The 25,559-nt window shown below is 56.0% G+C and carries 21 protein-coding genes; 8 read left to right on the top strand and 13 right to left on the bottom strand.

Going from position 1 to position 25,559, the window contains the following annotated elements; genetic code table 11:
* Positions 1–523 precede the first annotated feature (523 nt).
* Positions 524–1,933, top strand: a complete 1,410-nt coding sequence (gene mdtD, locus ACETPC_RS15265) for a multidrug transporter subunit MdtD (protein WP_380182680.1) — start codon at positions 524–526, stop codon at positions 1,931–1,933.
* Here mdtD and rbsR read toward each other — a convergent pair.
* The 9 genes from rbsR to budA all read right to left on the bottom strand — a co-directional run bounded on the left by rbsR (position 1,930) and on the right by budA (position 11,154).
* Entirely contained in the window at positions 1,930–2,925 is a 996-nt protein-coding gene (gene rbsR, locus ACETPC_RS15260; RefSeq protein WP_380182678.1) for a ribose operon transcriptional repressor RbsR, read from the bottom strand. The two genes, mdtD and rbsR, sit on opposite strands and share 4 nt — an antisense overlap.
* A 3-nt stretch (positions 2,926–2,928) precedes the next feature.
* A complete protein-coding gene (gene rbsK / locus ACETPC_RS15255) occupies positions 2,929–3,858 on the bottom strand; it encodes a ribokinase (RefSeq protein WP_380182676.1) in 930 nt (309 codons plus the stop codon).
* Positions 3,859–3,919: 61 nt separating this feature from the next.
* Positions 3,920–4,801 (bottom strand): ribose ABC transporter substrate-binding protein RbsB, encoded by an 882-nt coding sequence (gene rbsB, locus ACETPC_RS15250; RefSeq protein ID WP_380182674.1) that lies wholly within the window; start codon positions 4,799–4,801, stop codon positions 3,920–3,922.
* Between the two features lie 17 nt (positions 4,802–4,818).
* The gene (gene rbsC / locus ACETPC_RS15245; RefSeq protein WP_380182672.1) at positions 4,819–5,781 is read right to left on the bottom strand and encodes a ribose ABC transporter permease; all 963 of its coding nucleotides are present in this window, start codon (positions 5,779–5,781) and stop codon (positions 4,819–4,821) included.
* On the bottom strand, positions 5,778–7,289 hold the full coding sequence (rbsA, locus tag ACETPC_RS15240; RefSeq protein WP_380182670.1) for a ribose ABC transporter ATP-binding protein RbsA: 1,512 nt from the start codon (positions 7,287–7,289) through the stop codon (positions 5,778–5,780). Before rbsA ends, rbsC begins: the two co-directional genes overlap by 4 nt.
* 7 nt (positions 7,290–7,296) lie before the next feature.
* Entirely contained in the window at positions 7,297–7,716 is a 420-nt protein-coding gene (gene rbsD, locus ACETPC_RS15235) for a D-ribose pyranase (RefSeq protein WP_380182668.1), read from the bottom strand.
* A gap of 168 nt (positions 7,717–7,884) precedes the next feature.
* A complete protein-coding gene (locus ACETPC_RS15230; protein ID WP_380182666.1) occupies positions 7,885–8,658 on the bottom strand; it encodes a (S)-acetoin forming diacetyl reductase in 774 nt (257 codons plus the stop codon).
* An 18-nt stretch (positions 8,659–8,676) separates the two neighbouring features.
* A complete protein-coding gene (alsS, locus tag ACETPC_RS15225) occupies positions 8,677–10,356 on the bottom strand; it encodes an acetolactate synthase AlsS (RefSeq protein ID WP_380182664.1) in 1,680 nt (559 codons plus the stop codon).
* A 15-nt stretch (positions 10,357–10,371) separates the two neighbouring features.
* A complete protein-coding gene (gene budA, locus ACETPC_RS15220) occupies positions 10,372–11,154 on the bottom strand; it encodes an acetolactate decarboxylase (protein WP_380182662.1) in 783 nt (260 codons plus the stop codon).
* 105 nt (positions 11,155–11,259) lie between these two features.
* Between budA and ACETPC_RS15215 the strand changes: the two genes are divergently transcribed.
* Positions 11,260–12,135, top strand: coding sequence for a LysR family transcriptional regulator (locus ACETPC_RS15215; protein WP_380182660.1), 876 nt, complete (start codon positions 11,260–11,262; stop codon positions 12,133–12,135).
* A gap of 135 nt (positions 12,136–12,270) precedes the next feature.
* Here ACETPC_RS15215 and ACETPC_RS15210 read toward each other — a convergent pair whose 3' ends face one another.
* Positions 12,271–12,663: a YgiW/YdeI family stress tolerance OB fold protein gene (locus ACETPC_RS15210; protein WP_380182704.1), complete on the bottom strand. Its 393-nt coding sequence runs from the start codon at positions 12,661–12,663 to the stop codon at positions 12,271–12,273.
* 217 nt (positions 12,664–12,880) lie between these two features.
* Here ACETPC_RS15210 and qseB point away from each other — a divergent pair, with 217 nt between their 5' ends.
* Positions 12,881–13,540 (top strand): quorum sensing response regulator transcription factor QseB, encoded by a 660-nt coding sequence (gene qseB / locus ACETPC_RS15205; RefSeq protein WP_380182658.1) that lies wholly within the window; start codon positions 12,881–12,883, stop codon positions 13,538–13,540.
* Positions 13,540–14,886, top strand: a complete 1,347-nt coding sequence (gene qseC, locus ACETPC_RS15200; protein ID WP_380182656.1) for a quorum sensing histidine kinase QseC — start codon at positions 13,540–13,542, stop codon at positions 14,884–14,886. Before qseB ends, qseC begins: the two co-directional genes overlap by 1 nt.
* A gap of 228 nt (positions 14,887–15,114) precedes the next feature.
* Here the strand turns inward: qseC and ACETPC_RS15195 are convergent, their stop codons facing one another.
* The 3 genes from ACETPC_RS15195 to kup form a co-directional block, all read right to left on the bottom strand.
* Complete coding sequence (locus ACETPC_RS15195) at positions 15,115–16,602, bottom strand: UbiD family decarboxylase (protein ID WP_380182702.1); 1,488 nt, start codon at positions 16,600–16,602, stop codon at positions 15,115–15,117.
* A gap of 62 nt (positions 16,603–16,664) precedes the next feature.
* On the bottom strand, positions 16,665–17,072 hold the full coding sequence (locus tag ACETPC_RS15190) for an SRPBCC domain-containing protein (RefSeq protein WP_380182654.1): 408 nt from the start codon (positions 17,070–17,072) through the stop codon (positions 16,665–16,667).
* Between the two features lie 413 nt (positions 17,073–17,485).
* Positions 17,486–19,354, bottom strand: a complete 1,869-nt coding sequence (gene kup / locus ACETPC_RS15185; RefSeq protein WP_380182652.1) for a low affinity potassium transporter Kup — start codon at positions 19,352–19,354, stop codon at positions 17,486–17,488.
* Positions 19,355–19,608: 254 nt separating this feature from the next.
* Here kup and ravA point away from each other — a divergent pair, with 254 nt between their 5' ends.
* The 4 genes from ravA (at position 19,609) to asnC (ending at position 25,360) form a co-directional block, all read left to right on the top strand.
* Entirely contained in the window at positions 19,609–21,105 is a 1,497-nt protein-coding gene (gene ravA, locus ACETPC_RS15180) for an ATPase RavA (RefSeq protein WP_380182701.1), read from the top strand.
* A complete protein-coding gene (viaA, locus tag ACETPC_RS15175) occupies positions 21,102–22,562 on the top strand; it encodes an ATPase RavA stimulator ViaA (protein ID WP_380182650.1) in 1,461 nt (486 codons plus the stop codon). The genes ravA and viaA overlap by 4 nt, the downstream gene beginning before the upstream one ends.
* A gap of 83 nt (positions 22,563–22,645) precedes the next feature.
* On the top strand, positions 22,646–24,778 hold the full coding sequence (gene ovoA / locus ACETPC_RS15170; RefSeq protein ID WP_380182648.1) for a 5-histidylcysteine sulfoxide synthase: 2,133 nt from the start codon (positions 22,646–22,648) through the stop codon (positions 24,776–24,778).
* Between the two features lie 120 nt (positions 24,779–24,898).
* Positions 24,899–25,360: a transcriptional regulator AsnC gene (gene asnC, locus ACETPC_RS15165; RefSeq protein ID WP_336143698.1), complete on the top strand. Its 462-nt coding sequence runs from the start codon at positions 24,899–24,901 to the stop codon at positions 25,358–25,360.
* Positions 25,361–25,559: the final 199 nt, after the last annotated feature.

Below are 25,559 nucleotides of genomic sequence, written 5' to 3'. Positions count from 1 at the left end.
CGTGTAGCGATGCTCAAGGAAAACGTCGTAATGAATTTATTACGTGTTCACTCTTAAGACTTGATATTTTTTACGTCCGGAGACGTTGATATCAATCCTGCGAGTGCCCACACAGATTGTCTGATAAATTGTTAAAGAGCGGTGCGGCCAGTGCTTTCGCTTCCTGCCGCGAGGTGGCGTATAATACGCTTTCCTCCTTCAGAGTCAACTTCTTTTTCAGAAGTTTTTCTCCGGCGGTTCAGCTTCCTGAACCTCCTGACCCGGTGACTCGCAAGCCGTTGTTCCGTGTCAGTGGAGGCGCATTATAGGGAGTTTCTGACGGCTGACAAGCGTTTCTGCAAAAAAAACTGCTGACCGTTTCTTTTTTCAACAAAAGCGCAATTAACAACCTGCTTCAGACTATTTAACCGGCAAATTGCTCTTTATTCTCTTTTATATCGGTCACGGTAGCGCGTCTGCTGATGCTATTCTTTCTACTTTGCAGGATTATCCTGTCGGCAACGATGACTGAGAAGGATGCCCAATGATTAAATCCGCGCGCAGTATGGCCGGACTTCCGTGGATAGCCGCTATGGCTTTCTTTATGCAGTCGCTGGACGCTACGATACTGAATACCGCACTGCCCGCCATCGCCTCCAGCCTTAACCGTTCTCCCCTTGCAATGCAGTCTGCCGTGATCAGCTATACCCTGACAGTAGCAATGCTGATCCCCGTCAGCGGCTGGCTTGCCGATCGCTTTGGCACGCGCAAGGTCTTTATCGCCGCTGTTTCTTTATTTACGCTGGGCTCGCTGGCCTGCGCGCTATCCAGCACTTTAACCATGCTGGTTTTGTTCAGGGTAATACAGGGGATAGGCGGTGCCATGATGATGCCCGTGGCTCGTTTGGCATTATTAAGAGCCTATCCGCGCAGCGAACTGCTGCCGGTTTTGAATTTCGTAACCATGCCTGGGTTAGTCGGCCCGGTTCTTGGCCCGCTGCTTGGCGGTGTACTGGTCACCTATGCGACCTGGCACTGGATCTTCCTGATTAATATTCCCATTGGCATTCTGGGCATTGTGTACGCCCGTAAATATATGCCGGACTTCACTACGCCTAAACGCCGCTTTGATTTTATCGGCTTTGTGCTCTTCGGTGTCGGGTTAGTGCTGCTTTCCAGCGGGATCGAACTGTTTGGCGAAAAGATAGTGGCCAGCAGCCTTGCGCTGGCAGTGACCTGCGGCGGCATTCTTTTGCTTCTTCTTTATATAGTGCATGCGCGACGCCATCCAACACCGCTGATCCCTTTGCCTTTGTTTAAGACCCGTACGTTCTCAATCGGTATTCTCGGCAACATAGCTTCACGTCTTGGCACCGGCTGCATTCCTTTTTTGATGCCGCTGATGCTCCAGGTCGGTTTTGGCTATTCCGCTATTCTGGCTGGCTGCATGATGGCACCGACCGCGCTGGGTTCTATTCTGGCTAAATCCACGGTGACGCAGGTGCTGCGCTGGTTTGGCTACCGGAAAACGCTGACGGGGATTAGCGTGATTATCGGCGTGCTGATCGCCAGCTTTGCGCTGCAATCGCCTGCAGCCAGCCTGGCGTTGTTGCTGTTGCCGCTGTTTGTGCTGGGTATGGCGATGTCTACTCAGTTTACGGCGATGAATACCATAACCTTAGCCGACCTGAATGACAGTAACGCCAGCAGCGGCAACAGCATGCTTGCCGTTACGCAGCAGCTTGCTATCAGTTTCGGCGTGGCGGTCAGTGCGGCGGTGCTGCGTTTCTATGAGAATTTCGGCGGCACTACCGTGGAACAGTTCCATTCCACCTTCCTGACAATGGGCGTGGTGACAGTGCTTTCCGCCCTGGTCTTTATGCTGCTAAGGCCAGGTGACGGCAGGCATCTGATTTCCGATCGGGAGAAGCGGAAAAAGCGTGCCCGAAGTTAAGCGACGGAACCACGTTCGACCAGTTCCGGCGTCAGCACCAGCAGCTGCTGGCTGGCGTCGGGATCGGCGAAACGATGAATCAAGGTATCTATAGCCAGCTCGCCTAAATCGTCTTTCGGTTGGTGAATGGTGGTCAACGGCGGCGTCATATAGCGCGCCAGCTCAATATCGTCATAGCCGATCACTGCCATATCCGCAGGCACCGAAAGTCCGGCCTGATAAAGCGCATGATAGACGCCAACGGCCATAGCGTCGTTACTGGTAAAAACCGCCTGCGGTCTCGGGTTCTGTGCCAGTAGCTGGTTCATGGCGTGATAGCCGCCCTGAAACTCAAAATCGCCGCTGACGACATAGCCAGCGGGAACCGTCAGCGAAGCCTGCCGCATAGCCTGATAAAACCCTTCCAGACGCAAACGCGCGGGCGTTTTATCCTGCGGCCCAGCAATACAGGCTATACGCGTATAGCCGCGAGCGATCAGAAAGCGGGTTGCCATCTCGCCGCCCAACAGCGAGTTATCCTGAATGATGTCGCTGCCGCCCTCAAAAGGCGACCAGTCCATCATTACTGTGGGAATAGAAGGATAACGATTAAGAAGGGCCGCAGAAGGAAGATGGCTTTCGGTACACATAATCAGCAGGCCATCGACGCGTTTTTGCAGCAGCGTTTCCAGACTACGATTCATTCGGTCTTCGTCGCCTTCCGTATTACAAAGCACCAGGCTATAGCCGCGCTCGTAGCAGCTTCTTTCTACGCCGCGCACTACTTCCGAATAGAAAGGGTTACTGCTGGCGGTAAGCAGCATACCTATAGTGTGCGTCTGATTAAGCTTAAGGCTGCGCGCCAGAGCGGAAGGCGCATAGTTCAGCGCGGTAATCGCTGCGGTAACCTTTTCCTGGATAGCCTCGCTGACGAAGCGGTTTCTGTTAATGACGTGGGAAACCGTAGACGTCGATACGCCCGCCAGGCGAGCGACATCTTTCATGGTAGGCACGGGCTACTCCTGCTGCTGTAAAAAGCTATCTGTCTCTTCGCGCCACGGCACCGAAGGCTGCGCGCCAGAGCGAGTCACGGCGATAGCCGCCGCTGCATGAGCAAAACGCACGGCCTGCGGCATGGCTTTTCCTTCCAGCAAGGCAGTAATCAGCGCGCCATTAAAGGTATCGCCCGCTGCTATGGTATCAACCGCCTGCACCTTAAAGCCGGGAATACGCTCGCCTTTGCCCGCTTCGCTGAGCCAGACGCCGCGGCTGCCCAGGGTAATCAGCACGCTGTTAATACCCTTTTCATGCAGCACCGCCGCTGCTCGCGCCGCATCTTCATCGGACGTTACCGCGACGCCGGTAAGGATTTCTGCTTCGGTTTCGTTTGGCGTAATCATATCCACCAGCGCCAGCAGCTCGTCGGAAAGCGGCGTGGCTGGCGCCGGGTTAAGGATCACTTTGGTTTGATGCTGGCGGGCAATTTGCGCCGCGGCCAGCACGCTTGCCAGCGGCGACTCCAACTGCATCAGCAGCGCGTCCGCTTCTTCAATGATCTTACGCTGTTTTTCCACCCGCTCCGGCGTTAACGCGGCGTTCGCGCCAGCATGAATAGCAATGCTGTTTTCGCCCTCTTCATTCACGAAAATCAGCGCCACGCCGGTGGATTCGCTGGCAACCGCTTCTACAGGAGTAATATCGATACGGTCTTCCGCCAGCTGCTGACGGATGCGCTGACCGATATCATCCTCGCCCACACAGGCGATAAAGGCGATATCCGCGCCGCTACGTCCGGCCGCTACGGCCTGGTTGGCACCTTTGCCGCCGAAAGCGATCTGGTATTGTTTACCGATCACCGTTTCGCCGGGACGAGGAAAAGAGGTGAGATTAAGAATATGGTCTGCGTTGATGCTGCCGAGTACGGCCAGCCTGCCGGTTTTAGTCATGGGAGCGTCCAGAAAAAAGGCGCCACCTGCAAGAGGTGGCGCGTGCCATGCTTTTCTTTGATTATTTAGTGACCAGCTTCAGGTCAACGGGATTGACGGCCTGAACCTGCTGGCCCTTCAGCACTTTATCGGCCGTTTGTACGCCGATAACGCCGATTTGCTCCGGCTGCTGCGCCACCGTGGCGGCCAGTTTGCCGCCCTGAACGGCTTTTACGCCGTCCGCGGTGCCGTCGAAGCCGACTACTACCACATCAGATTTGCCCGCCGTTTGCAATGCGCGCATTGCGCCTAACGCCATTTCATCGTTTTGCGCGAATACCGCCTGAACGTCCGGATGAGCGGTCAGCAGGTTCTGCATCACGTTCAGTCCCTTGGTGCGGTCAAAATCTGCGGGCTGGCTGGCAAGGATAACAAATTTATGCGCGTCGGCGGCAGTTTTGAAACCTTCACCGCGTTCGCGAGCTGCGGAAGTGCCGGCAATACCGGCCAGCTCGATAATTTTTGCCTGTTCGCCAACGCGTTTGGCGATATAGTCGCCCGCCATTTTACCGCCGAGACGGTTATCGGAGGCAACGTGGCTAACCACTTTTCCCTGGGAAGCTACGCGGTCAAGCGTGATAACCGGGATATTGTTCTGGTTCGCCATTTTCACGGCATTGCCCACCGCGTCAGAATCGGTTGGGTTAATCAGCATTAACTTTGTGCCGCGTACGGAAAGATCCTGCACGTTAGCCAGCTCTTTTGCCGGATTGTTCTGCGAATCCAGCACCACCAGGTTGTAGCCCAGCTTGTCCGCTTCTTTCTGCGCGCCATCTTTTAACGAAACGAAGAACGGGTTATTCAGTGTGGAAATCACCAGCGCAATGGTATCTTTTGCCAGCGCGTTAGCGCTCAGCGTCGCGCCCAGCAGCACGGCCAGCGCCGTCAGTTTGGTCATTTTCATTTTCGGTTCCTGTAGGGTTATTTTTTGTTATCGACCAGTACCGCCAGCAGGATCACTACCGCTTTGACGATCATCTGGTAATAGGAAGAGACGCCAAGCAAATTCAGGCCGTTATTCAGAAAGCCCAGAATCAGCGCGCCGATCAGCGTGCCCATAATGCGGCCTTTGCCGCCCGCCAGGCTGGTGCCGCCCAGCACCACCGCGGCAATAGCATCCAGTTCATAACCTGTGCCCGCCGTAGGTTGGGCAGAAGAGAGCCGGGCAACTTCGATAGTGCCAGCCAGCGCCGCGAGCATGCCGCTCAGCGCGTAAACGGTAATTTTGACGCGGCTGACGCTGATGCCGGAGAGGCGAGTCGCCGCTTCGTTGCCGCCAAGCGCATAGATGTAGCGTCCCAGGCGGGTATGGTGCAGCATGTACCAGGCCAGCAGGAAGGTGAGCGCCATCAGCCAGACCGGCGTAGGGATCCCCAGCGGCCGCCCAATGCCAAACCAGCCAAACAGATCGGCGTTGTCGCTAAAACCGGTATTAACCGGGCTGCCATCGGTATAAACCATAGTTACGCCGCGCAGCAGCAGCATCATTACCAGCGTGGCGATAAAAGCCTGCACTTTGCCTTTCGCCACTATAGTACCGGTCACCGCGCCGATCAGTGCGCCCAGCGCCAGCGAAGCCGCTACCGCGACCAGCGCGTTAACCTCGATACCTACCAACGAAGCGCCTACTGCACCGGTCAGCGCCAGCAGCGATCCCACCGATAGATCGATGCCGGAGGTCAGGATAACCAGCGTCATCCCGACAGCCATAATGGCGTTTACAGAGGTTTGCTGGAGGATGTTGAACATATTGTTCAGGGTGAAGAAGTTAGGACTCTGGCTGGCGACCACGGCGATCAGCACCACCAGCGCGATTAACGATTTTTGTTCCAGCAGCCAGGCTTTGCTGAACAGTCTGTTGGCCTGAAGGGTTTGAGTACTCATGGTGTTACCAGCTCCGCGCTATGTTGCTTGCCGACCGCCGCCGCCATCAGGCGCTCCTGCGTGGCCTGTTCTACGGGAAAGTCGCCGCTCAGACGACCTTCGTGCATCACCAGCACCCGGTCGCTCATGCCCAGCACTTCCGGCATTTCAGAAGAGACCAGAATGATGCTCAGCCCTTCTTCTTTAAATTGGTTGATTAACTGATAGATCTCTTTTTTGGCGCCTACGTCCACGCCGCGCGTCGGCTCATCCAGGATCAGTACTTTCGGCCGCGTCATCAGCCCGCGCGCGATGGCGACTTTCTGCTGGTTACCGCCGGATAAAAGCCCGATCGGCTGTTCCATTGAGGGCGTTTTGACTTTGAATAATTTAATAAAATCGCTGACCGCCAGCTGCTCTTCCGCATGCTTTAATCTGCCGCCGCCATGGCTGAAATAGTCGAGTGCGGTCAGAGACATGTTTTCCTTTACCGACATGCCCAGCACCAGCCCGTCGCGTTTACGATCTTCAGAGATATAAACGATGCCGTTGCGTAGGCCTTCTTCCGGCGTGCGTGTGGCAATTTTTTTACCGTCGAGCGTCACGCTGCCGCCGCTGCGGGCGAATGCGCCATAAAGGACTTTCATCAGTTCAGTGCGGCCCGCGCCCATTAGTCCGGCCACGCCCAGAATCTCGCCTTTGCGCAGCGAGAAGCTGACGTTATCCACGCCCGGCCCGCTAAGATTTTCTACCTGTAAGCGGACTTCGCCCGGCGCTTTATCAAGGCGCGGATACTGCTCTTCCAGCCTGCGGCCCACCATCATTTCGATCAGGGTTTCTTCATTAAGGCTGTCGACCGTTCTTTCTGCGATAAATTGCCCGTCGCGGAAAACCGTAACGTCATCGCAAATCTCAAAAATTTCTTTCATGCGGTGCGAGATGTAGACGATGCCGCAGCCCTGTGCTTTCAGCTCGCAGATAACGCGGAACAGCGAGGCAGTCTCCGTATCTGTTAATGCGTCGGTAGGCTCGTCCATCACAATGACTTTCGATTCAAAGCTCAGCACTTTGGCAATCTCTACCATCTGCTGATCGCCGATTGACAGATCGCCTACCAGTTTGTGGCTGCTGAAACGCAGGTTGAGCCGTTGGAGAAGTTTGTCTGCTTCCGCATAAAGCTTTTTCCAGCGGATGCCGCCGAACGTATTCACGAATTCGCGGCCCAGGAAGATGTTTTCCGCCACGCTAAGCTGCGGGATCAGGTTTAACTCCTGATGAATAATGCCGATGCCCGCTTCCTGTGAAGCCTTCGGCCCGTTGAAACTGACCTCTCCGCCCAACCATTTAATGGATCCGGCATCACGGGCATAGATGCCGGTCATGACTTTCATCATGGTGGATTTTCCGGCGCCGTTTTCTCCCACCAGCGCCATTACGCGGCCAGGATAGACCGCCAGCGAAGCGCCAGAAAGCGCCTTCACGCCGGGAAAGGCTTTTTCGATGCCCTGAAGTTGCAGTAAAGGTTGCATGACGGCCTCAGAAGGTCACGCCAGCGCCGAGGATAATGTTCGCGTAAGGCGAACATTCCCCGCTGCGGATCACCGCATGGCTACGCTGTGTTAGCTGTTTAAACTCTTGATGTGGAACGTACTGAACGGCAATGGTGTTTCCCTGGTGTTGTTGCAGCAAATCGAGCAGAGCGGAAAGTTCGTCATGAAGCTGCGGATTATGGGATTTAATCTCCTCCGCGATGATAGCGCTCTCGACCTGCATTTCTTCGGTGACGGTTTTCACTACCTGCATAAAACCTGGGATGCCTTTCGTCAGCGCCAGATCGATACGCTCCGGCCCTGAAGGAATGGGCAGGCCCGCATCGCCGATAGTGACGCTGTCGGTATGGCCCAGGCGAGAAACCAGGGAAGAGATTGCAGAATTCAGTAAGGCGCCTTTTTTCATTTTTCACTCCAGAGCGAAACGTTTCGCTGATCGGGAGTGTAAAAAAACGGCGCGGGAAGACAAGGAGGATAATGCGGAATTGTGATCGCTATCGAAACGTTTCGTTAATGGTCTTTTATAAAACGAAAAAAGCCAGCCGCCCTGGCGTGCAGGCGGCTGGCAGAGCAATCAGTTAAAGACCATGCCGCCATCAATCAGCAGCGATTGCCCGGTCATATAATCGGAATCCGGCCCGGCCAGGTAAGAGACGCAGGCTGAAACATCTTCCGGCTCTGAAAGGCGGCCCAGCGTGATGCGTTTGGCGAATTCCGCCGTGCCGTAGCCCAGAGGTTTGCCCGCCGCTTCGGAAACCTGGCGATCGATTTCGTCCCACATAGGCGTTTTAACGATGCCAGGGCAATAGGCGTTAACAGTAATACCCAGCGGCGCCAGATCGCGAGCGGCGGTTTGCGTCAGCCCGCGCACGGCGAACTTACTGGAGCTATAAACCGCCAGCTCAGGATTACCGACGTGACCCGCCTGCGAGCAGGCATTAATGATTTTGCCGCCGTGGCCTTCCGCTTTAAAAGCCTGAATCGCCGCCTGCATCCCCCAGATCACGCCTTTTACGTTGATATCGTAAACTTTATCCACCATTTCTGCGGTGATCTCTTCAATTGGCGTAGTCGGCGCGATCCCGGCGTTGTTGACGATGACATCAAACCCGCCCAGCTCTTTGCGTGCCTTCTCTACCGCAGCAATAACCTGGTCGCGCTTAGAGACGTCGACAGTGACTGCCAAAGCCTTACCGCCCGCGCTGGCGATTTCATCAGCTACCTGGCGCGCGGTCTGCTCATTAAAATCGGCCACCGCTATGGCAAAACCATCTTTTGCCAGACGCAACGCTATGGCTTTACCGATCCCCTGACCACTACCTGTGACTAAAGCTACTTTGCTTTTCATTTTATCTCCTTGAACGCTTTACAGTATCTGGCTCAGATGTAGCTGGCCCATCAGCATCGGGTTGTCGGCATAATCCACCGGCACGGCGACTACGGCTGGCCCATTGACATCCATGGCCTTACGCAGTGTTGGCTCCAGTTCGGCCGCGCTTTCTACCGCAAAACCGGCGGCGCCGAACGACTGCGCATAGGCTTTAAAATCCACCGGCCCAAACTTCACGCCGGAAACTCGCTGGTATTTTTTCTCTTCCTGCATCGCCACCATGTTGTAGGCCTCATCAACCCAGATAATATGCAGGATATTGGCTTTCAGCCTGACGGCGGTTTCCAGTTCCATACTGGATTGCAGGAAGCCGCCGTCACCGGAAACCGACACCACTTTTCGGCTCGGATCCACCAGCCAGGCACCAATAGCCCAGGGCAGCGCCACGCCCATGGTTTGCTGTCCATTGGAAATCATGATCTGGCGGGCGCGGAAACTATAGAGATAGCGAGCGATCCAGATGTGGAAGCTGCCCATATCTACGGTCAAGGTAACGTCGCTATTGATGATGTCCTGCATGGCACGCACGATGCGCAGCGGATGCAGAGCAAACTGATTGAGGTTTTTACCCTGTAAGGAGAGCAGCTGACGCTGTTGCTGACGATCTTCCAGGATCGCTGCCGCTTCTGCGCTGAGCTGTAAAGGCACTTCGATACGCGCGGTTAGCTTGTCGAGCGTAGCAGCGATATCGCCAACCAGCTCCGCATCGGGCAAATAGCAGTTGTCCGCATCCGATGGCAGTACGTCAATATGCACCAGCGTGGCAGTGCCGCTGTTCCACATTGCCGGCTCATATTCAACCGGGCTGTAGCCGATGGTGATAATCAGATCGGCTTCACGCAGCAGGCGATCGCCCGCCTGGTTGTTAAACAACCCAACGCGCCCTGCAAAGCGTGAAAAGTGTTCCTGTCTGACCGCGCCAGCTGCCTGATAGGTGCTGGTGACCGGGATGCGGCTGCGCTCCAGCAGGCGATGAATGGCATCGCTGTTTTCCGGCTGGCTGGCCATCAGGCCCAACAGCAGCACCGGATTTTTCGCTTTAGCGATTTGCGCGGCAACCGCTGCGATGGCAGTGTCCGGTGCCGGGCCGAGCAGCACCTGACCTTTGCTGGTCAGCAGCTGACCGCGAGCAGGCTGATCGACGATATCCTGCGGCAGACTGACAAAAGCGCCGCCGCCACGGCCATGTTCGGCGTGACGGAAGGCGTTGGAAACCACTTCTGCCAGCGCATTAGAGTCGGTGACCTCGACCGCATATTTGGTGACCGGACGAAACATCGACACGGTATCCATGCTTTGATGAACCTGCTTGGCGCTGTCGGCACGCTTCACCTGACCGCCCAGCGCCACAACGGGATCGCCTTCGCTGGTGGCGGTCGCCATACCGGTAATCAAATTCGAGCAGCCCGGCCCGGAAGTCACCAGCGCCACGCCTGCATTGCCGGTCAGGCGGCCCACGGCGGCGGCCATAAAGGCGGCGTTAGCTTCGTGACGTACCGGAATGGTCTGGATGGTGGAATCTACCAGCGAATCAAACATTTTGTCGATTTTCGCGCCGGGGATGCCGAAGACCTGCTTCACGCCCTGCGCCTCCAGCTGCGCCACGACCAAATCGGCGCCGTGCTGCCAAAGTGCTGTTTCAGTTGGGTTTTTCATCTTGATTCCTCAGAATTAGCTTTCAACGGAGCGAATAGCGGAATCCAGGTTTTCCGGATTCAGATTGGCCTGCAGAAAATCGCTGTCGCCGGGCAGGTCGATCACCAGCTTGCTGATTTCGCCGAAAGTGAGTTCACCTTCTTCCAGCCGGTAGTCCAGCAAGTGGCCGCCGCCCTGGCGGTCGTCGGTAATAAAGTGTTCGTGATAGCCCGCTACGTTGATGCCCTGCATATACTGCGGCGTGCGAAAACCAATCAATACGCCGTCGCGCTGGCTGAACTGGAAAGTAGGCTGATGCCCAAGCACTTCCGGCATAGAGCGATAAGGCCGGTGTTGGCAAGGCACGGTGCGGGTAGAAGCTGCTGAAAAATGGCCGTTGATGCGCAGCGCGCAAAATTGGTTATCAGAAGTCACCTGGCTGTCGATCAGATCGTGGATCTGCTGGCGGCTGGCTGGCCCCGAAAAGCGATGCCGGTACTGCGGCTGAAAGAAGGTCATCACGGCGAAAGGCGTTTTTTGCCGGGGATCGGCTTCCCGGGCGCTGCCATCGGAGCGCAGCTGATAGACCTCGCTATCGAAAGCAATCAGTTCTCCATCCAGCTGGTTAAAGGTTCCCAGGCCAAAATCGCCTTTCTTCAGCAAATCGGCCACGGTGACGTTGCCTTCGTACACGCCGCTAAGCAGCGCGCTCATCAAAGAGGTCTGATAGATAACGCTTTCTGGTCTGTGCTGACGGAGCGCGCTGACGGTGGAAACCAGCTGTTGCTCACATAAACAGTCGGTTACAGAATGTTTCATGAGATGCCTCTATGCTAAAACAGTTCAGGATTACTGATTGAATGTTGACTCGATTCAGTCCTGGATTCCAATATAGAAAGCCCATCACTTTGAGACGTATTTGATATGGAACTCCGCCATCTGCGTTATTTTGTCGCGGTCGCGCAAACGCATCACTTTACGCGCGCCGCAGAAATGCTGGGGATCTCACAGCCGCCGCTCAGCCAGCAAATCCTGCGGCTGGAGCGGGAAATAGGTACGCCGCTGCTAAAAAGACTGACGCGCGGCGTAGAGCTTACGGAGGCAGGCGAGGCGTTTTACCAGGACGCCTGCCAGATACTGGAGCTGACCGGTCACGCGCTGGAGAAAGCCAAAGGTATAGCTCGTGGCGTGACGGGCAAGCTTTCGCTGGGCGTCGCCAGTTCGGTAGCTTTTCATCCGGCTATCTTTTCTTTGATGAAGGATTTCCAGTCGCGCTATCCGGCGATGAAGCTGCTGACGCGCGAGCAAAATATGGCTTCGCTGATGCATGACTTACAGGAAGGTTTGCTGGATGCGGCTTTTGTGCGCCTGCCGTGCGAAAGCAGCAAAGCCTTTAATCTGAAGGTGATAGCCAGCGAAAAGATGCGGGTTGCCTTGCCTGCTGACCATGCGCTGGGCACGCAGCCGCAGATTTCTCTGTCGCAGCTGGCCGAAGATACGCTGATTATGTTCCCGCGCGAGGTCGCGCCAAGTTTGTATGAGGTAGTGATCAGCGCCTGTCTGCGTGCTGGTTTTCAACCGCATACCGGCCAACAGTCGCCGCAGATTTCTTCTTCTATAGGCATGGTGGCCGCAGGTTTCGGCTTCGCCATAGTGCCGGAATCACTGTGCTGTATCGCTCATCCCGGCGTGGTATTCCGGCCCATTGACGATGCGGCGCTGAATACGGATATCGCGCTGGCCTGGCGGCGCTTTGACCGTTCGCCTGCGGTGATGCATCTTTCGATGATGCCAGGATAGCCAGCAAGCCTGGAGATTTCTTGCGCTGGCGAACAGGTTGCCGCCAGCGAGCCGAATCCGCTGCCCCAATCAGGGCTGCTGTAAGGCTAACAGAGTAAACTTTTGAGGCGGTTTACGCCGACGCAGGCCAGCACGTTAGTTTAGCTTGCGGACTTTTTTTACATCTACTTCAACCGAGTTAAAGTCCTTATCCAGCTCACCCTGGATTTCAACCTTGTCTTTTGGCGTGACGGTCTGGCCTTCCCAACGTTTATGGTCGATATCTACTTTGATAGTGCCGGTTTCGTCGCGGAAGATGTAGTCATCTTCGCTAATGCGCTTCTCGATGCTGCCGCGCATCGTGACCCAGGCATCGTCCTGCATATCCTGCGCCTGTTTGACCGTGACCACAGTTTCCTGCCCGCTGAAACCGCCCTGCTGGGTTTTAGCTGCTGGCGCGGCCGGGTCGCTGAAACCGCCGGTCTGAGCAGCGAACGCAGGGGCAGAAACCAGAGCGGCGATAGCTAATAAAGCAGCAGATTTTTTCATCATAGTCACCTTTATTCCGTGGAGTAATGCAGCTTTTGCTGCGCGGTTCGTTCTGTTCAGTGCTTAGTTAAACAAAGAGTTCTTAACAGGATCTTAAGGGCTGAGGTTAAATTGCCTGGTTTGCGAGCCGTGCCGAAAAACAACGAACTGCGTTGTTATTTGCCTGTACAGCGCTAACTGCCTTTCGTATAAAGCCGTTACTACAGAGGAAGCCGTCATGAAAATTTTAGTCATTGAAGACGATCGCCTGATTGGCGACGGCATTAAAGCGGGGCTGGGCAAGCTGGGTTTCAGCGTTGACTGGTTCACCGAGGGCAAAGAGGGCGAGGCGGCGCTTTATGCCGTTGCTTACGATGCGGTGGTGCTGGATCTAAGCCTGCCCGGTATTGATGGCCTTGAGATCCTGCGCGGCTGGCGGAAACAGGGGCGGAACGAACCCGTACTGATCCTGACCGCGCGGGATGCGTTGGAACAGCGTGTCGCCGGGCTGCAGCAGGGTGCCGACGACTATCTTTGCAAGCCTTTCGCGCTCGCCGAAGTGGCCGCCCGTCTACAAGCGCTGATCCGTCGCCGTCACGGCCAGCTACAGCCCGTTTTGTCTCATGGCGCGGTGGCGATGGAGTCCGGCTCGCATACCGCAACGCTGAACGGCGAACCGCTGGTGCTCAAGTCGCGTGAGCTGGCGCTGTTGGAGCTGTTTTTGCTTAACGCAGGCCGGGTTCTGACCCGCGCGCAGCTCGAAGAAAAGCTCTACAGTTGGGATGAAGATGTCTCCAGCAACGCCGTCGAAGTGCATATCCATCACTTACGCAAAAAGCTGGGCAGCCACTTTATTCGCACCGTGCATGGCGTGGGCTATACGCTGGGAGATCCTTAATGCACCGCCTGAGTTTACGTCTGCGCCTGATGCTGGGCTTCCTCCTGCTGACGCTAATCTGCTGGGGAGCGGCCAGCCTTGGCTCATGGTGGCAGACACGCCACAACATCAATCAGCTGTTCGACACGCAGCAGATGCTGTTTGCCAAGCGGCTGGCGACCATGAACCCTGAGCAGCTAAGCCGCGAGCCGGTGACGCTGCCAAAAACCAAAAAGCTGCTGAAGCGGCATCGCGGCGAGCAGGAAGACGACGCGCTGGCCTTCGCCGTATTCACCCGCGAAGGTCATATGGTGCTGAACGATGGCGACAACGGCAAAGATTTCCTCTTTAGCTACAGGCGCGCTGGGTTTACCGACGGCAAGCTGAAAGATGACGATGATTTATGGCGCATGGTGTGGTTACCCACGCCGGATAAGAAATATGTGGTCGTGGTGGGCCAGGAATGGGAATACCGCGAAGATATGACGCGCGATATTGTCCAGACCAATCTAATCCCCTGGCTAATTGCCTTGCCGATTATGCTGCTGCTGCTGCTGTGGCTGGTATCGCATGAACTGGCACCTTTAAAACGAATCGTCCGCCAGCTGCATAACCGCGCGCCTGAAGATGGCTCGCCGCTGGTGGAAAATCGCGTGCCGAACGAGGTGAAACCGCTGCTGACGGAGCTGAACGCGCTGTTTTTACGGGTTAGCGAAATGCTGCTGCGCGAACGGCGCTTTACCTCTGACGCCGCTCATGAGCTAAGAAGCCCGCTGGCCGCGCTCAAGGTACAGGCAGAGGTGGCGCAGCTGGCGCATGACGACGAGGTGGCTCGCAGCCACGCGCTGAAAAACCTGGATATCGGCATCGATCGCGCTGCTCGCCTGGTGGATCAACTGCTTACGCTCTCAAGACTGGACAGCGAGGAAGATCTGGCAACTGAGAAAGTCGATCTGCGCCAGCTGCTACAGCAGACGGTGATCGATCACTATGCCCAGGCGCAGGCGGCCGGAACGGAAATCGTTCTGGAGGCGGAAGATAAACCGGTGATACGCGAAGGCAACGCGCTGCTGCTGTCGTTGATGGTGCGAAATTTGCTGGAGAACGCGCTGCGTTATGGTCAACCCGGCGGCAAAGTGCGGCTGCGCCTTACTGAAGACGAGCTTGCCGTACTGGATAACGGCCCGGGCGTCAGCGAAGAGGCGCTACAGCGGCTTGGCCAGCGTTTTTATCGTCCGCCAGGCCAGGAAAAATCGGGTAGCGGGCTGGGGCTTTCTATCGTCAGCCGCATTGCGCGACTGCACGGCATGCAGATGCAGTGCGGCAATCTCAACGGCGGCGGTTTTGCGGTGAGGCTACGTACTTAACAGGTGGATAAGCGGCTGGTTTAATGCGGCGGCAATGGCGATAAAGACAGCGGCGAAGAGGCGCAAGATAGAGTCTCTTCGACGGCAGCGGCAGCGGCAGCGGCAGCGGCAGCGGCAGCGGCAGCGGAAAATAGCGTATCGCGCAAAGATAACAAGCCCGGCGTACGGGCCAGGCCTGATATGGCGCAGGCTTGTTCAGCTGGCGCGGCTTCGCCAAAAAGCGGCAGCTTAATCGGCTGATTGGTTAAAAAGCGATGGCGCCCACAGGCTGGGATCAACCTCTTTAAACTGCGCGCGAACAAATTGCTCTTTCAGAGGGTACGGCACCGTGCAGTCGAAAATGGTTTTACAGGTAGTGCCTTTATCCGCCAGCCTCGGGTTGTACTGTGGCGTTTGCGACGGATCCAACACGTGCCCCGTCACGCCGGGAACAAACACCGTATCCATATCGCCCTGATAGCGGGTTTGCATCGCCCACAGCACGTCGTCGCTGTCGAAGAGATCAACATCTTCATCCACCAGAATGACGTTTTTTAATTCACGATAGACCGCCAGCGCAATCAGTGCGGCCTGGCGCGCATTACCGTCATCGGCGGCGCTGCGTTTCGCCAGTTGCAGGATAGCCAGAAACTTGCCGCCGCCAGCGCTGTGTGCATAGACGTTTTTTAGCAGGCCGGGCAGCGCGTCTTCCATCGCGTTATGGATACTGGCTTCGGTAGGGATCCCGGCCAGGCTGACATGCTCTTCGCCCGGCCCAACCAGCGTTTGCAAAATGGGGTTTTTGCGTGTGGTAACGGCTTTAACCTTAATTACCGGCAAAGAGGGATTTGCCTCGCCGGTGTAGCCGGGAAACTCCGGCATGGCCTTGCCCGTGCCGCTGTTCTGATCCTCCGCAACTCTAACCTCAGGCAGGATGACACCCTCAATGACAATTTCCGCTTTAGCGATAGCTTTTTGCGGCACGGTCAGGCATTCCACCAGCTCAACCGGCTTGCCGCGCAGCCCGCCCGCCACGCAAAGCTCGTCGAACCCAAAAGGCGTGGTAGGCGCTTCGAACTCCGCGCCAATATAGATGGCGGGATCCAGTCCCATATTGATGGAGATAGCCAGCGGCTCGCCACGCGCTTCGGCTTTACGGCGAAAGGCATCGATATGTCTTCCGGGCGCAAAAAAGATCGACAGCTCATCTTTACTCTGTACGCACAGGCGATGGATGGTCACATCGACATTTTCCCGGTCATCCGGATCGCTGCCCAGCGCCAGTCCCATACAGAAATAAGGCCCGGCATCCTCCGGCGTATTGGTAGGCGCAGGCAGCAGCTTGCGTAAATCGAAACCTTCCTCTTCCGCGCGGTAAACCACTTCCTGGCAGGGCGCAGGCTTATCACCAATATCTACCGGAGGAATAACGGCCATCCTCGCCTGGCCCATCTGCATGCTTAGCTCGCGCTTCGGCGCGCCCAGCAGATCACTGACCCGATCTCGGCTGGCCAGCAGGCCTACCAGCACCCGCGAACCGGGGAAGCCTTTGATGTTATTAAAAGTCATCGCCGGGCCGATACGGGTCGGGCGCATTACCGTGCCGCCCGCGCCGATATGGCGATAAACGCCAGCCAGCTCGGCGTTGGGATCGACTTCGCGATCGGTTTCCAGATACTGTCCCGGGATTTTCTTCAACAGTTCAATGGCTGAACGCAGATCGTCCACCGGCGGCACTTTCCAGCCTAACGGATGCGGCTCGCCTGGTTTAACGACCTCGTAGTGTGGGTGGTTCTTTTTCACTCTGTTACCTCCCTGTTTTCAATCACGGTTTTCAGGTTATGCAGCACGCCAGCCCAGTGCGTATTGCAAAGCGGCAGATGCGGATCGTCCTCGCGCCACTCGCCGTCGCTTAAAGCGATCAGCGTGCCGTTGTCTTTATCCTCAAGTGAAATCAGTAACCTTTTTCCTGCCGAACTGCCTGGCCCGTTGACGCAAAGCTGCCGCAGCTCGCGGTTAGCGATCAGATGTTCAGTGCGCCAGCCGAAATCCAGGCCGTTTTCCGTTTGCAGATGAAATTCGGCGCCTGGCGCAATTTCGCCGCTGACGCTGCCTTTATGCCAGACCGCCATTTGCTGAATATCGGTCAGCACCTGGTAAACCTTTTCGCGCGGCGCGTTTACTTCTATCGCATGGTGTAGCCTCATTCTGTTTCTCCCTTTTAGTCTGTTCCACACAGCCAAAGGCTGCGTGCCATGTACAGCTTTTAAGCAATAGCACAAAGCGCCGTCTCTGCTTTCAGGAGAAAGTATGGGAATGTAAGCTGATATTTTTGGGGAAAGGAAAGAGAAAGGCCGACTTGCGTCGGCCTTTCAGACTGCTGACAAAGTTAAAAAAGCTCAGGCGAGCCTCTGTTTTTTGCAGCAATACGGCAGCTTAATAGTGGCAGAGGCTGAGCGGATAAGCGGACCGTTTGGCGCATGGACGCGCCAACCGAGCCTACATGGAAGTATTTACGGCGTGTCCGTGTTCCGCTCTGCCTCTGCTGCTCTGTCACAGATTTAAACGCGACCAAGGGTTTGTCATCAATCTCAGGCCGACTTGCGTCGGCCTTTGTGCGTCAAATCTCGACCTGGGTGCCCAGCTCGATAACCCGGTTAGGCGGGATCTCAAACTGATCGGGCGCGCGGAGTGCATTACGCTGCAGCGTCATAAACAGCTTGCCGCGCAGCCGCAAATACCACGGCCGTTTGCCAATAATCAACGACTCGTGCGACATAAAGAACGAGGTTTCCATCATCCGGCAGTTGAGGCCTTCCAGCCCGCAGCGATGGAAAATCTCTTCCATATTAGGCGTTTCTCGCCAGCCGTAGCTGGCCACTACGCGCCAGAAGGTTGGCGAAAGCTGCTCGATAGTGACTCTACGCACGTTGTGCACATAGGGCGCATCTTCCGTACGCAGCGTCAGCAGCACCACTCGCTCATGTAATACCTTGTTATGCTTAAGGTTATGTAGCATAGCGAAAGGGATAACATTCAGGGCGCGCGACATATAAACCGCGGTGCCCGGTACGCGCACCGGCGGCGACTTTTCTAAAGAAGCGATCATCGCCTCCAGCGAATTTCCATGCTCGTGCATGCGACGCAGCAGACGGAAGCGCTCGCTTTTCCAGGTAGTCATGATCACAAACATTACCAGCGCCAGGCTCAGAGGCAGCCAGCCGCCGGAGAAGATTTTCACCAGGTTGGCCGAGAACAGCGAAACGTCAATGCACAGCATGCAAAGCAGGATAAACAGCACCAGATAGCGGTTCCAGTGCCAGTTTTTTATCGCAACCGTCGTACAGAGGATAGAGGTCAGCACCATGGTGCCGGTCACTGCGATGCCGTAGGCCGCCGCCAGATTGCTGGAATGCTTAAAGCCGACAATCACAATCACTACGGAGAAAAAGAGTATCCAGTTGATGACCGGAATATAAATCTGTCCCGATTCCTCTTCAGAGGTATGTACGATACGCATCGGCGGCAGATAGCCCAGACGAACCGCCTGGCGGGTCAGCGAGAAGACGCCGGAAATCACCGCCTGAGAAGCGATTACCGTCGCCAGCGTCGCCAGGATCAGCATCGGGATCAGCGCCCAGTCCGGCGCCAGCAGGAAGAAGGGGTTTTTAATCGCTTTCGGATGTTTCAGCAGCAGCGCACCCTGGCCAAAGTAGTTCAGCACCAGCGACGGCAGCACCGCCAGAAACCAGGCCAGCCGAATCGGCAGCTTGCCAAAATGCCCCATATCCGCATAAAGCGCCTCTACGCCAGTAATAGCCAGAACAACGGCGCCCAGCGCGAAGAAAGAGACGGTTTTGTATTCAAAAAAGAAGTGCATTGCCCAATAAGGGTTCAGCGCATGCAGCACATCCGGATTAGCGATAATGCCGCGCGCGCCCAATACGGCCAGGATAATAAACCACAGCAGCATCACCGGCGCGAAAAGTTTCCCGACGATGCCGGTTCCATGTTTTTGAATAATAAACAGCAGCGTCAGCACGGTAATCGCTAGTGGAACTATATAGGCATCAAGGTTGGGTGCGGCGATCTCCAGCCCTTCGATAGCAGAAAGCACCGAAACGGCTGGCGTGATAACGACTTCGCCGTAAAAGAAGCTGCCGCCAATCAGCCCCATAATAACCAGAATCGCCGTGGCTTTCGCGCCGGTATTGCGGCCAGCCAGAGACATCAGCGTCAGGATGCCGCCTTCGCCAGCGTTGTCGGCCCGCATCACATAGCTGATGTATTTTAACGAGACAACCAGCACCAGCAGCCAGAAAATCAGGGAGAGGAAACCGAATACCGCATCGCGCTCCACGCCGAATCCGAACTGGCCGGAGAGACATTCCCGCAGGGTATAAAGTGGGCTGGTGCCGATATCACCGTAGACGACGCCTATTGCAGCCAGGGTCACGGCGCCAAGGGACTGCTTTTTGTCAGAACTCATAGAAGGATCTTTTGTTGGGGCCGGACGCTGAATCGCGCCAGGCTTATCAAGCCATCAAAAAACGCACAGTATGCACGAATCATTCTGAATGCCTATCCTTAATTAAGAGGAAGAAAGCGACTTCAATGGCCTGTGTCACCCTTTGACAAGAAAAAAGCTGACGCGTATCAACTCTTTCAAGCATCATAGCCAGTAGTGTTTGCGCTCGCCAGTTCCCAAAATGGCCAGAACGTAGAAAGGATGAATGTTTGATGATGTCTCAGCCTCACCGCCTGGCGGAAAGAATCGCACGCCTCAGCAACGCCCTGGAAAAGGGGCTTTACGAAAGGCACCACGCCATTCGCCTTTGTCTGTTAGCGGCGCTGAGCGGCGAAAGCGTATTTCTGCTGGGGCCGCCTGGCATTGCCAAAAGCCTGATCGCCCGCCGCCTTAAGTACGCCTTTCAGCACGCCCGCGCTTTTGAATATTTAATGACGCGCTTTTCCACCCCGGAAGAAGTTTTCGGCCCGCTTTCCATCCAGGCGCTGAAGGACGAAGGCCGCTATCAGCGACTCACCAAAGGTTATCTGCCCGACGCCGAAATCGTGTTTCTGGATGAGATCTGGAAGGCCGGCCCGGCCATTCTTAATACGCTGCTGACCGCCATCAACGAGCGCCGCTTTCGCAATGGCGACTGCGAAGAGCAGATCCCGATGCGGCTGCTGGTCACCGCCTCCAACGAGCTGCCCGAAGCGGATAGCGGGCTGGAGGCGCTCTATGACCGCATGCTGATCCGGCTGTGGCTCGATAATGTGCATGAGAAGCAGAATTTCCGCAGCATGCTGACCCACCAGCAGGACGAAAACAGTAACCCGGTCGCGGATTCGCTCTGCATCACCGATGAAGAGTATAGCGAATGGCAAAAAGGTATCGCCCAGGTTGCGCTGCCGGACGAGGTTTTTGAACTGATTTTTCAGCTGCGCCAGCAGCTGGAGAGCCAGCCCGAGGCGCCCTATATTTCCGATCGCCGCTGGAAAAAAGCGATTCATTTGCTGCAGGCCTGTGCTTTCTATAGCGGCCGCAAAGCGATTGCGCCTGTGGATCTGATCCTGCTAAAGGATTGTCTGTGGCACGACGTGGCTTCAATGAAGCTGCTGGACAGAGAGATTGATAATCTGATTACCCAGCAGGCCTGGCAGCAGCAGTCGATGCTGATCAAACTGCAACAAATTGCCGCCCGTCGCCTGAGCCTGCAACAGGAAAAAAGCGTGGAGCAGGCAATCCGGCTCGCAAAGCACGGCGGCCTGTTCGTGCGCAAACCGCACTACGAGCTGCCAGCGGAACTCTCGGCGGAGACGCTGACGCTGATGCTGCAAAAGCCGCTGACGCTACACGATATGCAGGTCAGCCATATCGCAATCGGGCGCGATGCGCTGCATCACTGGCTGCAAAAAGGCGGCGAGGTACGTGGCAAGCTTAACGGCATCGGCTTTGCCCAGACGCTTGATCTGCATGTGGATGGCAATGACTGTTTGACCTTGCGCGATGTCAGCCTGCAACCTTCAAGACTGATGCTGCCGGGTCAGCCGCTGGCAAGCGGACTGCCGCAGGAGATCGTCGAAGCGCTGGATGAGGTAGAGGCGCAGCTTCACGCCCAGCGCACGCTGTTCAGCCAGCATCACCGCTGTCTGTTTATCAGCGACGACTGGCTGGCGAAAATTGAAGAGAGCCTGCAACAGGTTGCCGACCAGCTAAAACAGGTACGCCGTTGATATCGCTGGATACGCTTAGCGCGTTTCTGGCGGTCAGCGAAGGCGAGCTGATTGAAGAACTGGTGGTGGCGCTGCTCGCCAGCCCGCAGCTTGCCGTTTTTTTTGAAAAATTTCCCGGCATGAAAAAAGCACTGCTGCAGGATCTGCCGCGCTGGAAGTCAGAGCTGCTGGCGCAGTTGAAACAGACGCAGGTTCCGGAAGATCTTGCCGGAGAATTCGCGCTTTTTCAGCAATGCCAGCCGCTCGGTAACCGGGCGTTCTGCCTGAAGCTGCCTGAGGTTCTGAGCTGGCTGGAAACCCACAGTTCGCCTTTTGCGGAGAAAGCCCGGGCGCTGACCGATCATACCGAAGCCGGACAAATGAGCGAGCCGCAGCAGACGCTCTTTTTGCAGCGCTGGCGGCTTAGCCTGACGCTGCAAACCCTGTCGCTGAACCAGCAGCTGCTCGACAGCGAGCGGGAAAAGCTGCTGGCAGAGCTACAGCAAAGGCTGGCGATGAGCGGCCAGCTGGCACCGGTGTTGTCCGATGACAGCGAAGCTGCCGCTGGCCGCCTGTGGGATTTAAGCAAATGCCCGCTCCAGCGCGGCGACTATCAGCTGATCGTCGATTACGGCGATTTTCTGGCGCAGCAGCCGCTGCTGCAAAAGCTGGCGGAGCAGCTGGGCCGCAGCCGCGAGGCCAAAGCGGTACTGAGCGAGGAGGCGCCGCTGGAGACTTTCCACCAGCTGGTCAGAGAGCCGGAAAGCGTGCCGGAAGAGGTCAGCGGCATCCATCAGAGCGACGATGTGCTGCGTCTGCTGCCGCCGGAGCTGGCGGCGCTGGGTATCAGCGAGCTGGAGCTGGAGTTTTACCGCCGTCTGGTAGAAAAACGGCTACTGACCTATCGCCTTCAGGGCGAGGCCTGGCACGATAAAGTTTCGCTGCGGCCAGTCAGCCACCAGCATCACGATGAGCAACCGCGCGGGCCTTTTATCGTCTGCGTGGATACCTCCGGTTCAATGGGCGGCTTCAACGAGCGCTGCGCTAAAGCCTTTTGCCTGGCGCTGCTGAAAGTGGCGCTGGCGGATAACCGTCGCTGCTACGTTATGCTGTTCGCGCATGAAGTGGTGGGCTACGAGCTAACCGCAGATGATGGCATTAGCCAGGCGATACGCTTTCTCAGCCAGCGCTTTCGCGGCGGCACCGATCTGGCGGCCTGTTTACAGGCTGTGCTCAGCAGGCTCGCCACGCCGCAGTGGAACGATGCCGATGCGGTGATTATCTCCGATTTTATCGCGCAGCGGCTGCCGGAAGATCTGACAAAAACCGTCAAAAAACATCAGCTGATGCAGCAGCAGCGCTTCCATGCCGTTGCGCTGTCCGATCATGGAAAACCCGGTATTATGCGTATCTTCGACCATATCTGGCGTTTTGATACCGGACTGAAAAACCGCCTGCTGCGCCGCTGGCGACGCTAAATTTTCTTCTGCCACTATCCGGCAATACTCACCTGCTATAGTCATATGTACGCTTTTTTGCCTACGGTTCTCAGGAGTATTACGTGGCACAACATCACCAGGCTTCAACCTTACCAGCACCAACCCGCACGCTGCTGCTTAGCGGCAGCGATACAGAACAAAAACGCCAGGAGCTTCTCGACTATTTCCAGCAAACCTGGACGCTTTATGAGAGCCTTTTCGATTGCCTTGCCGACGAGCAGGCTTATTACAGCAAAGCTATTTCGCTGCGTCATCCGCTGGTGTTCTACTTCGGCCATACCGCTACTTTCTATATCAATAAGCTGATGGCAGCAGGCCTGATCGAAAACCGCATTGACGATCATATCGAAGCAATGATGGCGATCGGCGTGGACGAAATGAGCTGGGACGACCTGGATGCCACTAACTACCAATGGCCAACGCTTGCCGAGCTGCGCGACTATCGCGGCAAAGTACGTTCGCTGGTAGAGAACTTCATCAAAACGATGCCGCTGGCGCTGCCGATTGGCTGGGAAAGCCCTGCCTGGGTAATCCTGATGGGCATTGAGCATGAGCGTATCCATCTGGAAACCTCCAGCGTGCTGATTCGCCAGTTGCCAATTGAATGGGTAAAACCCCAACCGCATTGGCCAGCCTGTCCGACTGCGCGCCACGATCGCCAGGCCGTGCCTGAAAACAAGCTTATCGCTGTTGAAGGTGCGCGTATTACCCAAGGCAAAACCGACGATACCTACGGTTGGGATAACGAATACGGCACGCTAACCACAGAGGTTAAACCTTTTAAAGCCAGCCAGATGCTGGCGAGCAACGCGGAGTTTTTTGAATTCGTTGCGGCAGGCGGCTATCAGGACGATCGCTGGTGGGACGAGGAAGGGCTGGGCTGGCGTAACTTTACTCAGGCCGCTATGCCGACTTTCTGGATAGGTTCGCCAGACGCACCGGATAATTTACGCCTGCGCCTGTTGACCACCGAGGTCGCCATGCCCTGGGACTGGCCGGTTGAGGTTAATCAACTGGAGGCCGCCGCTTTTTGCCGCTGGAAAGCTGATGAAACCGGCAAATCGGTTCAGCTTCCCAGCGAAGCCGAATGGCTGTTGCTGCGTGAACAGGTTGAGGGCGATCGCTGGCTGGAAGCGCCTGGCAACCTGAATCTGGCGTGGTGGGCTTCTTCCTGTCCGGTGGATCGCTTTGCCCAGGGCGAATTTTACGATCTGATAGGCAATGTCTGGCAATGGACGACGACGCCGATCAACGGGCTGGAAGGCTTTAAAGTGCATCCGCTTTACGATGATTTTTCCACGCCGACCTTTGACGGCAAGCACGCGCTGATTAAAGGCGGTAGCTGGATTTCCACCGGCAACGAAGTGCTTAAATCTTCGCGCTACGCTTTCCGCCGCCATTTCTTCCAGCATGCTGGATTCCGCTATGTGGTTTCTTCGCATCAGGAAAAGATGACGCTGAATCCTTACGAAACCGACAGTATGGTATCGCAGTATCTCGATTTCCAGTACGGCCCGAACTATTTCGGGACGGAGAACTATGCCAAAGCGCTGGTGGATATCGCCTGCACTATGACGGAAAAACGCGGCCGCGCGCTGGATATTGGCTGCGCCACCGGACGCGCCAGCTTCGAGCTGGCACGCTATTTCGATGAAGTTGTCGGCATGGATTACTCTGCTCGTTTTATCGATGTGGCGCTACAGCTGACCAGCGGAGAGGATTTTCGCTACGTAACCCAGGAAGAAGGCGATTTGGTGGAGTATCGCCAGGTACGGCTGAAAGATTTCGGGCTGGGCAAAGAGCAGGCTGAACGCATTCAGTTTGTCCAGGGCGATGCCTGTAACCTGAAGCCGCAAAAGGCGGGTTACGATCTGGTCCTGGCCTCCAACCTGATCGATCGTCTGCGTCAGCCGAAACGTTTTTTACAGGATATCGCCAAAATGATTAACCCTGGCGGCATGCTGCTGCTCTCCTCGCCTTACACCTGGCTGGAAGAGTACACCCCAAAAGAGAACTGGCTGGGCGGCATCCGCGAGAACGGCGAGGCGCTGACCACTTACCAGGCTTTGCAACGGCTGCTGACGGCTGATTTTGAAGAGATTGCCGCGCCGCAGGATGTGCCCTTTGTGATCCGTGAGACGGCCCGCAAATATCAGCATACCGTAGCGCAGCTGACGGTGTGGCGTAAGCGTTAGGCGCCGCTATCTTTTATCTGAGCGGATAGCGCAAACTATCCGCTATTTTATTGCCTGTTTTTTCCCTTTCCTGCACATTATCCCGTCATATACTGAAAAATCCTCAATCCAGGAACCCTTATGGCGGACAATATGCAACCCGACGATCTCGATCGCGGCATTCTTAATGCGCTGCTGGCCAATGCGCGTACCGCTTATGCCGAGCTGGCCAAACAGTTCAACGTTAGCCCAGGCACTATCCATGTGCGCGTAGAAAAGATGAAGCAGGCGGGCATTATCAAAGGAACGCGGGTAGAGATAGATCCCCGGCAGCTTGGCTACGACGTTTGCTGCTTTATCGGCATCATCCTCAAAAGCGCCAGAGACTATCCCTCCGCGCTGGCGAAGCTTGACGCGCTGGATGAAGTAGTCGAGGCCTGGTACACCACGGGGCATTACAGCATCTTTATTAAGGTGATGTGCCGATCGATAGACGCCCTGCAGCAGGTGTTGATCAACAAGATCCAGACCATTGATGAGATCCAGTCCACGGAGACATTAATCTCTCTGCAAAACCCGATCATGCGCACGATCAAGCCCTGATCTGTGCACAAAATTATCCACAGAAATTTTTCCCTCTTTTCCTGGACAGATGGATGCGCCGTCGGCGGCGCAGTCAGTTTCGATTCGGCCAGCGCACAGCGCCCGCAGCGTACTTAAGTACGTAAGGACCGCGAGCACTGCCCGAATTGAAAATGGCAAGTAAGCCAGGCGCCCCAAATAAAAACCCTATTCTTCCACA

This window comes from Pantoea sp. sgz302252, from assembly GCF_042610525.1.
Classification (GTDB): domain Bacteria; phylum Pseudomonadota; class Gammaproteobacteria; order Enterobacterales; family Enterobacteriaceae; genus Erwinia.
The sequence above is the reverse complement of the archived record's forward strand: the minus strand, read 5'-3'. Positions and strand labels throughout refer to the sequence as shown.

Bases quoted from the DNA above. Each gene is read 5' to 3' on its own strand.
- mdtD (WP_380182680.1), top strand. From the start codon at position 524: ATGATTAAATCCGCGCGCAGTATGGCCGGACTTCCGTGGATAGCCGCT.
- rbsK (WP_380182676.1), bottom strand. From the start codon at position 3,858: ATGACTAAAACCGGCAGGCTGGCCGTACTCGGCAGCATCAACGCAGAC.
- rbsB (WP_380182674.1), bottom strand. From the start codon at position 4,801: ATGAAAATGACCAAACTGACGGCGCTGGCCGTGCTGCTGGGCGCGACG.
- rbsC (WP_380182672.1), bottom strand. From the start codon at position 5,781: ATGAGTACTCAAACCCTTCAGGCCAACAGACTGTTCAGCAAAGCCTGG.
- rbsA (WP_380182670.1), bottom strand. From the start codon at position 7,289: ATGCAACCTTTACTGCAACTTCAGGGCATCGAAAAAGCCTTTCCCGGC.
- rbsD (WP_380182668.1), bottom strand. From the start codon at position 7,716: ATGAAAAAAGGCGCCTTACTGAATTCTGCAATCTCTTCCCTGGTTTCT.
- ACETPC_RS15230 (WP_380182666.1), bottom strand. From the start codon at position 8,658: ATGAAAAGCAAAGTAGCTTTAGTCACAGGTAGTGGTCAGGGGATCGGT.
- alsS (WP_380182664.1), bottom strand. From the start codon at position 10,356: ATGAAAAACCCAACTGAAACAGCACTTTGGCAGCACGGCGCCGATTTG.
- budA (WP_380182662.1), bottom strand. From the start codon at position 11,154: ATGAAACATTCTGTAACCGACTGTTTATGTGAGCAACAGCTGGTTTCC.
- ACETPC_RS15215 (WP_380182660.1), top strand. From the start codon at position 11,260: ATGGAACTCCGCCATCTGCGTTATTTTGTCGCGGTCGCGCAAACGCAT.
- ACETPC_RS15210 (WP_380182704.1), bottom strand. From the start codon at position 12,663: ATGAAAAAATCTGCTGCTTTATTAGCTATCGCCGCTCTGGTTTCTGCC.
- qseB (WP_380182658.1), top strand. From the start codon at position 12,881: ATGAAAATTTTAGTCATTGAAGACGATCGCCTGATTGGCGACGGCATT.
- qseC (WP_380182656.1), top strand. From the start codon at position 13,540: ATGCACCGCCTGAGTTTACGTCTGCGCCTGATGCTGGGCTTCCTCCTG.
- ACETPC_RS15190 (WP_380182654.1), bottom strand. From the start codon at position 17,072: ATGAGGCTACACCATGCGATAGAAGTAAACGCGCCGCGCGAAAAGGTT.
- kup (WP_380182652.1), bottom strand. From the start codon at position 19,354: ATGAGTTCTGACAAAAAGCAGTCCCTTGGCGCCGTGACCCTGGCTGCA.
- ravA (WP_380182701.1), top strand. From the start codon at position 19,609: ATGTCTCAGCCTCACCGCCTGGCGGAAAGAATCGCACGCCTCAGCAAC.
- asnC (WP_336143698.1), top strand. From the start codon at position 24,899: ATGGCGGACAATATGCAACCCGACGATCTCGATCGCGGCATTCTTAAT.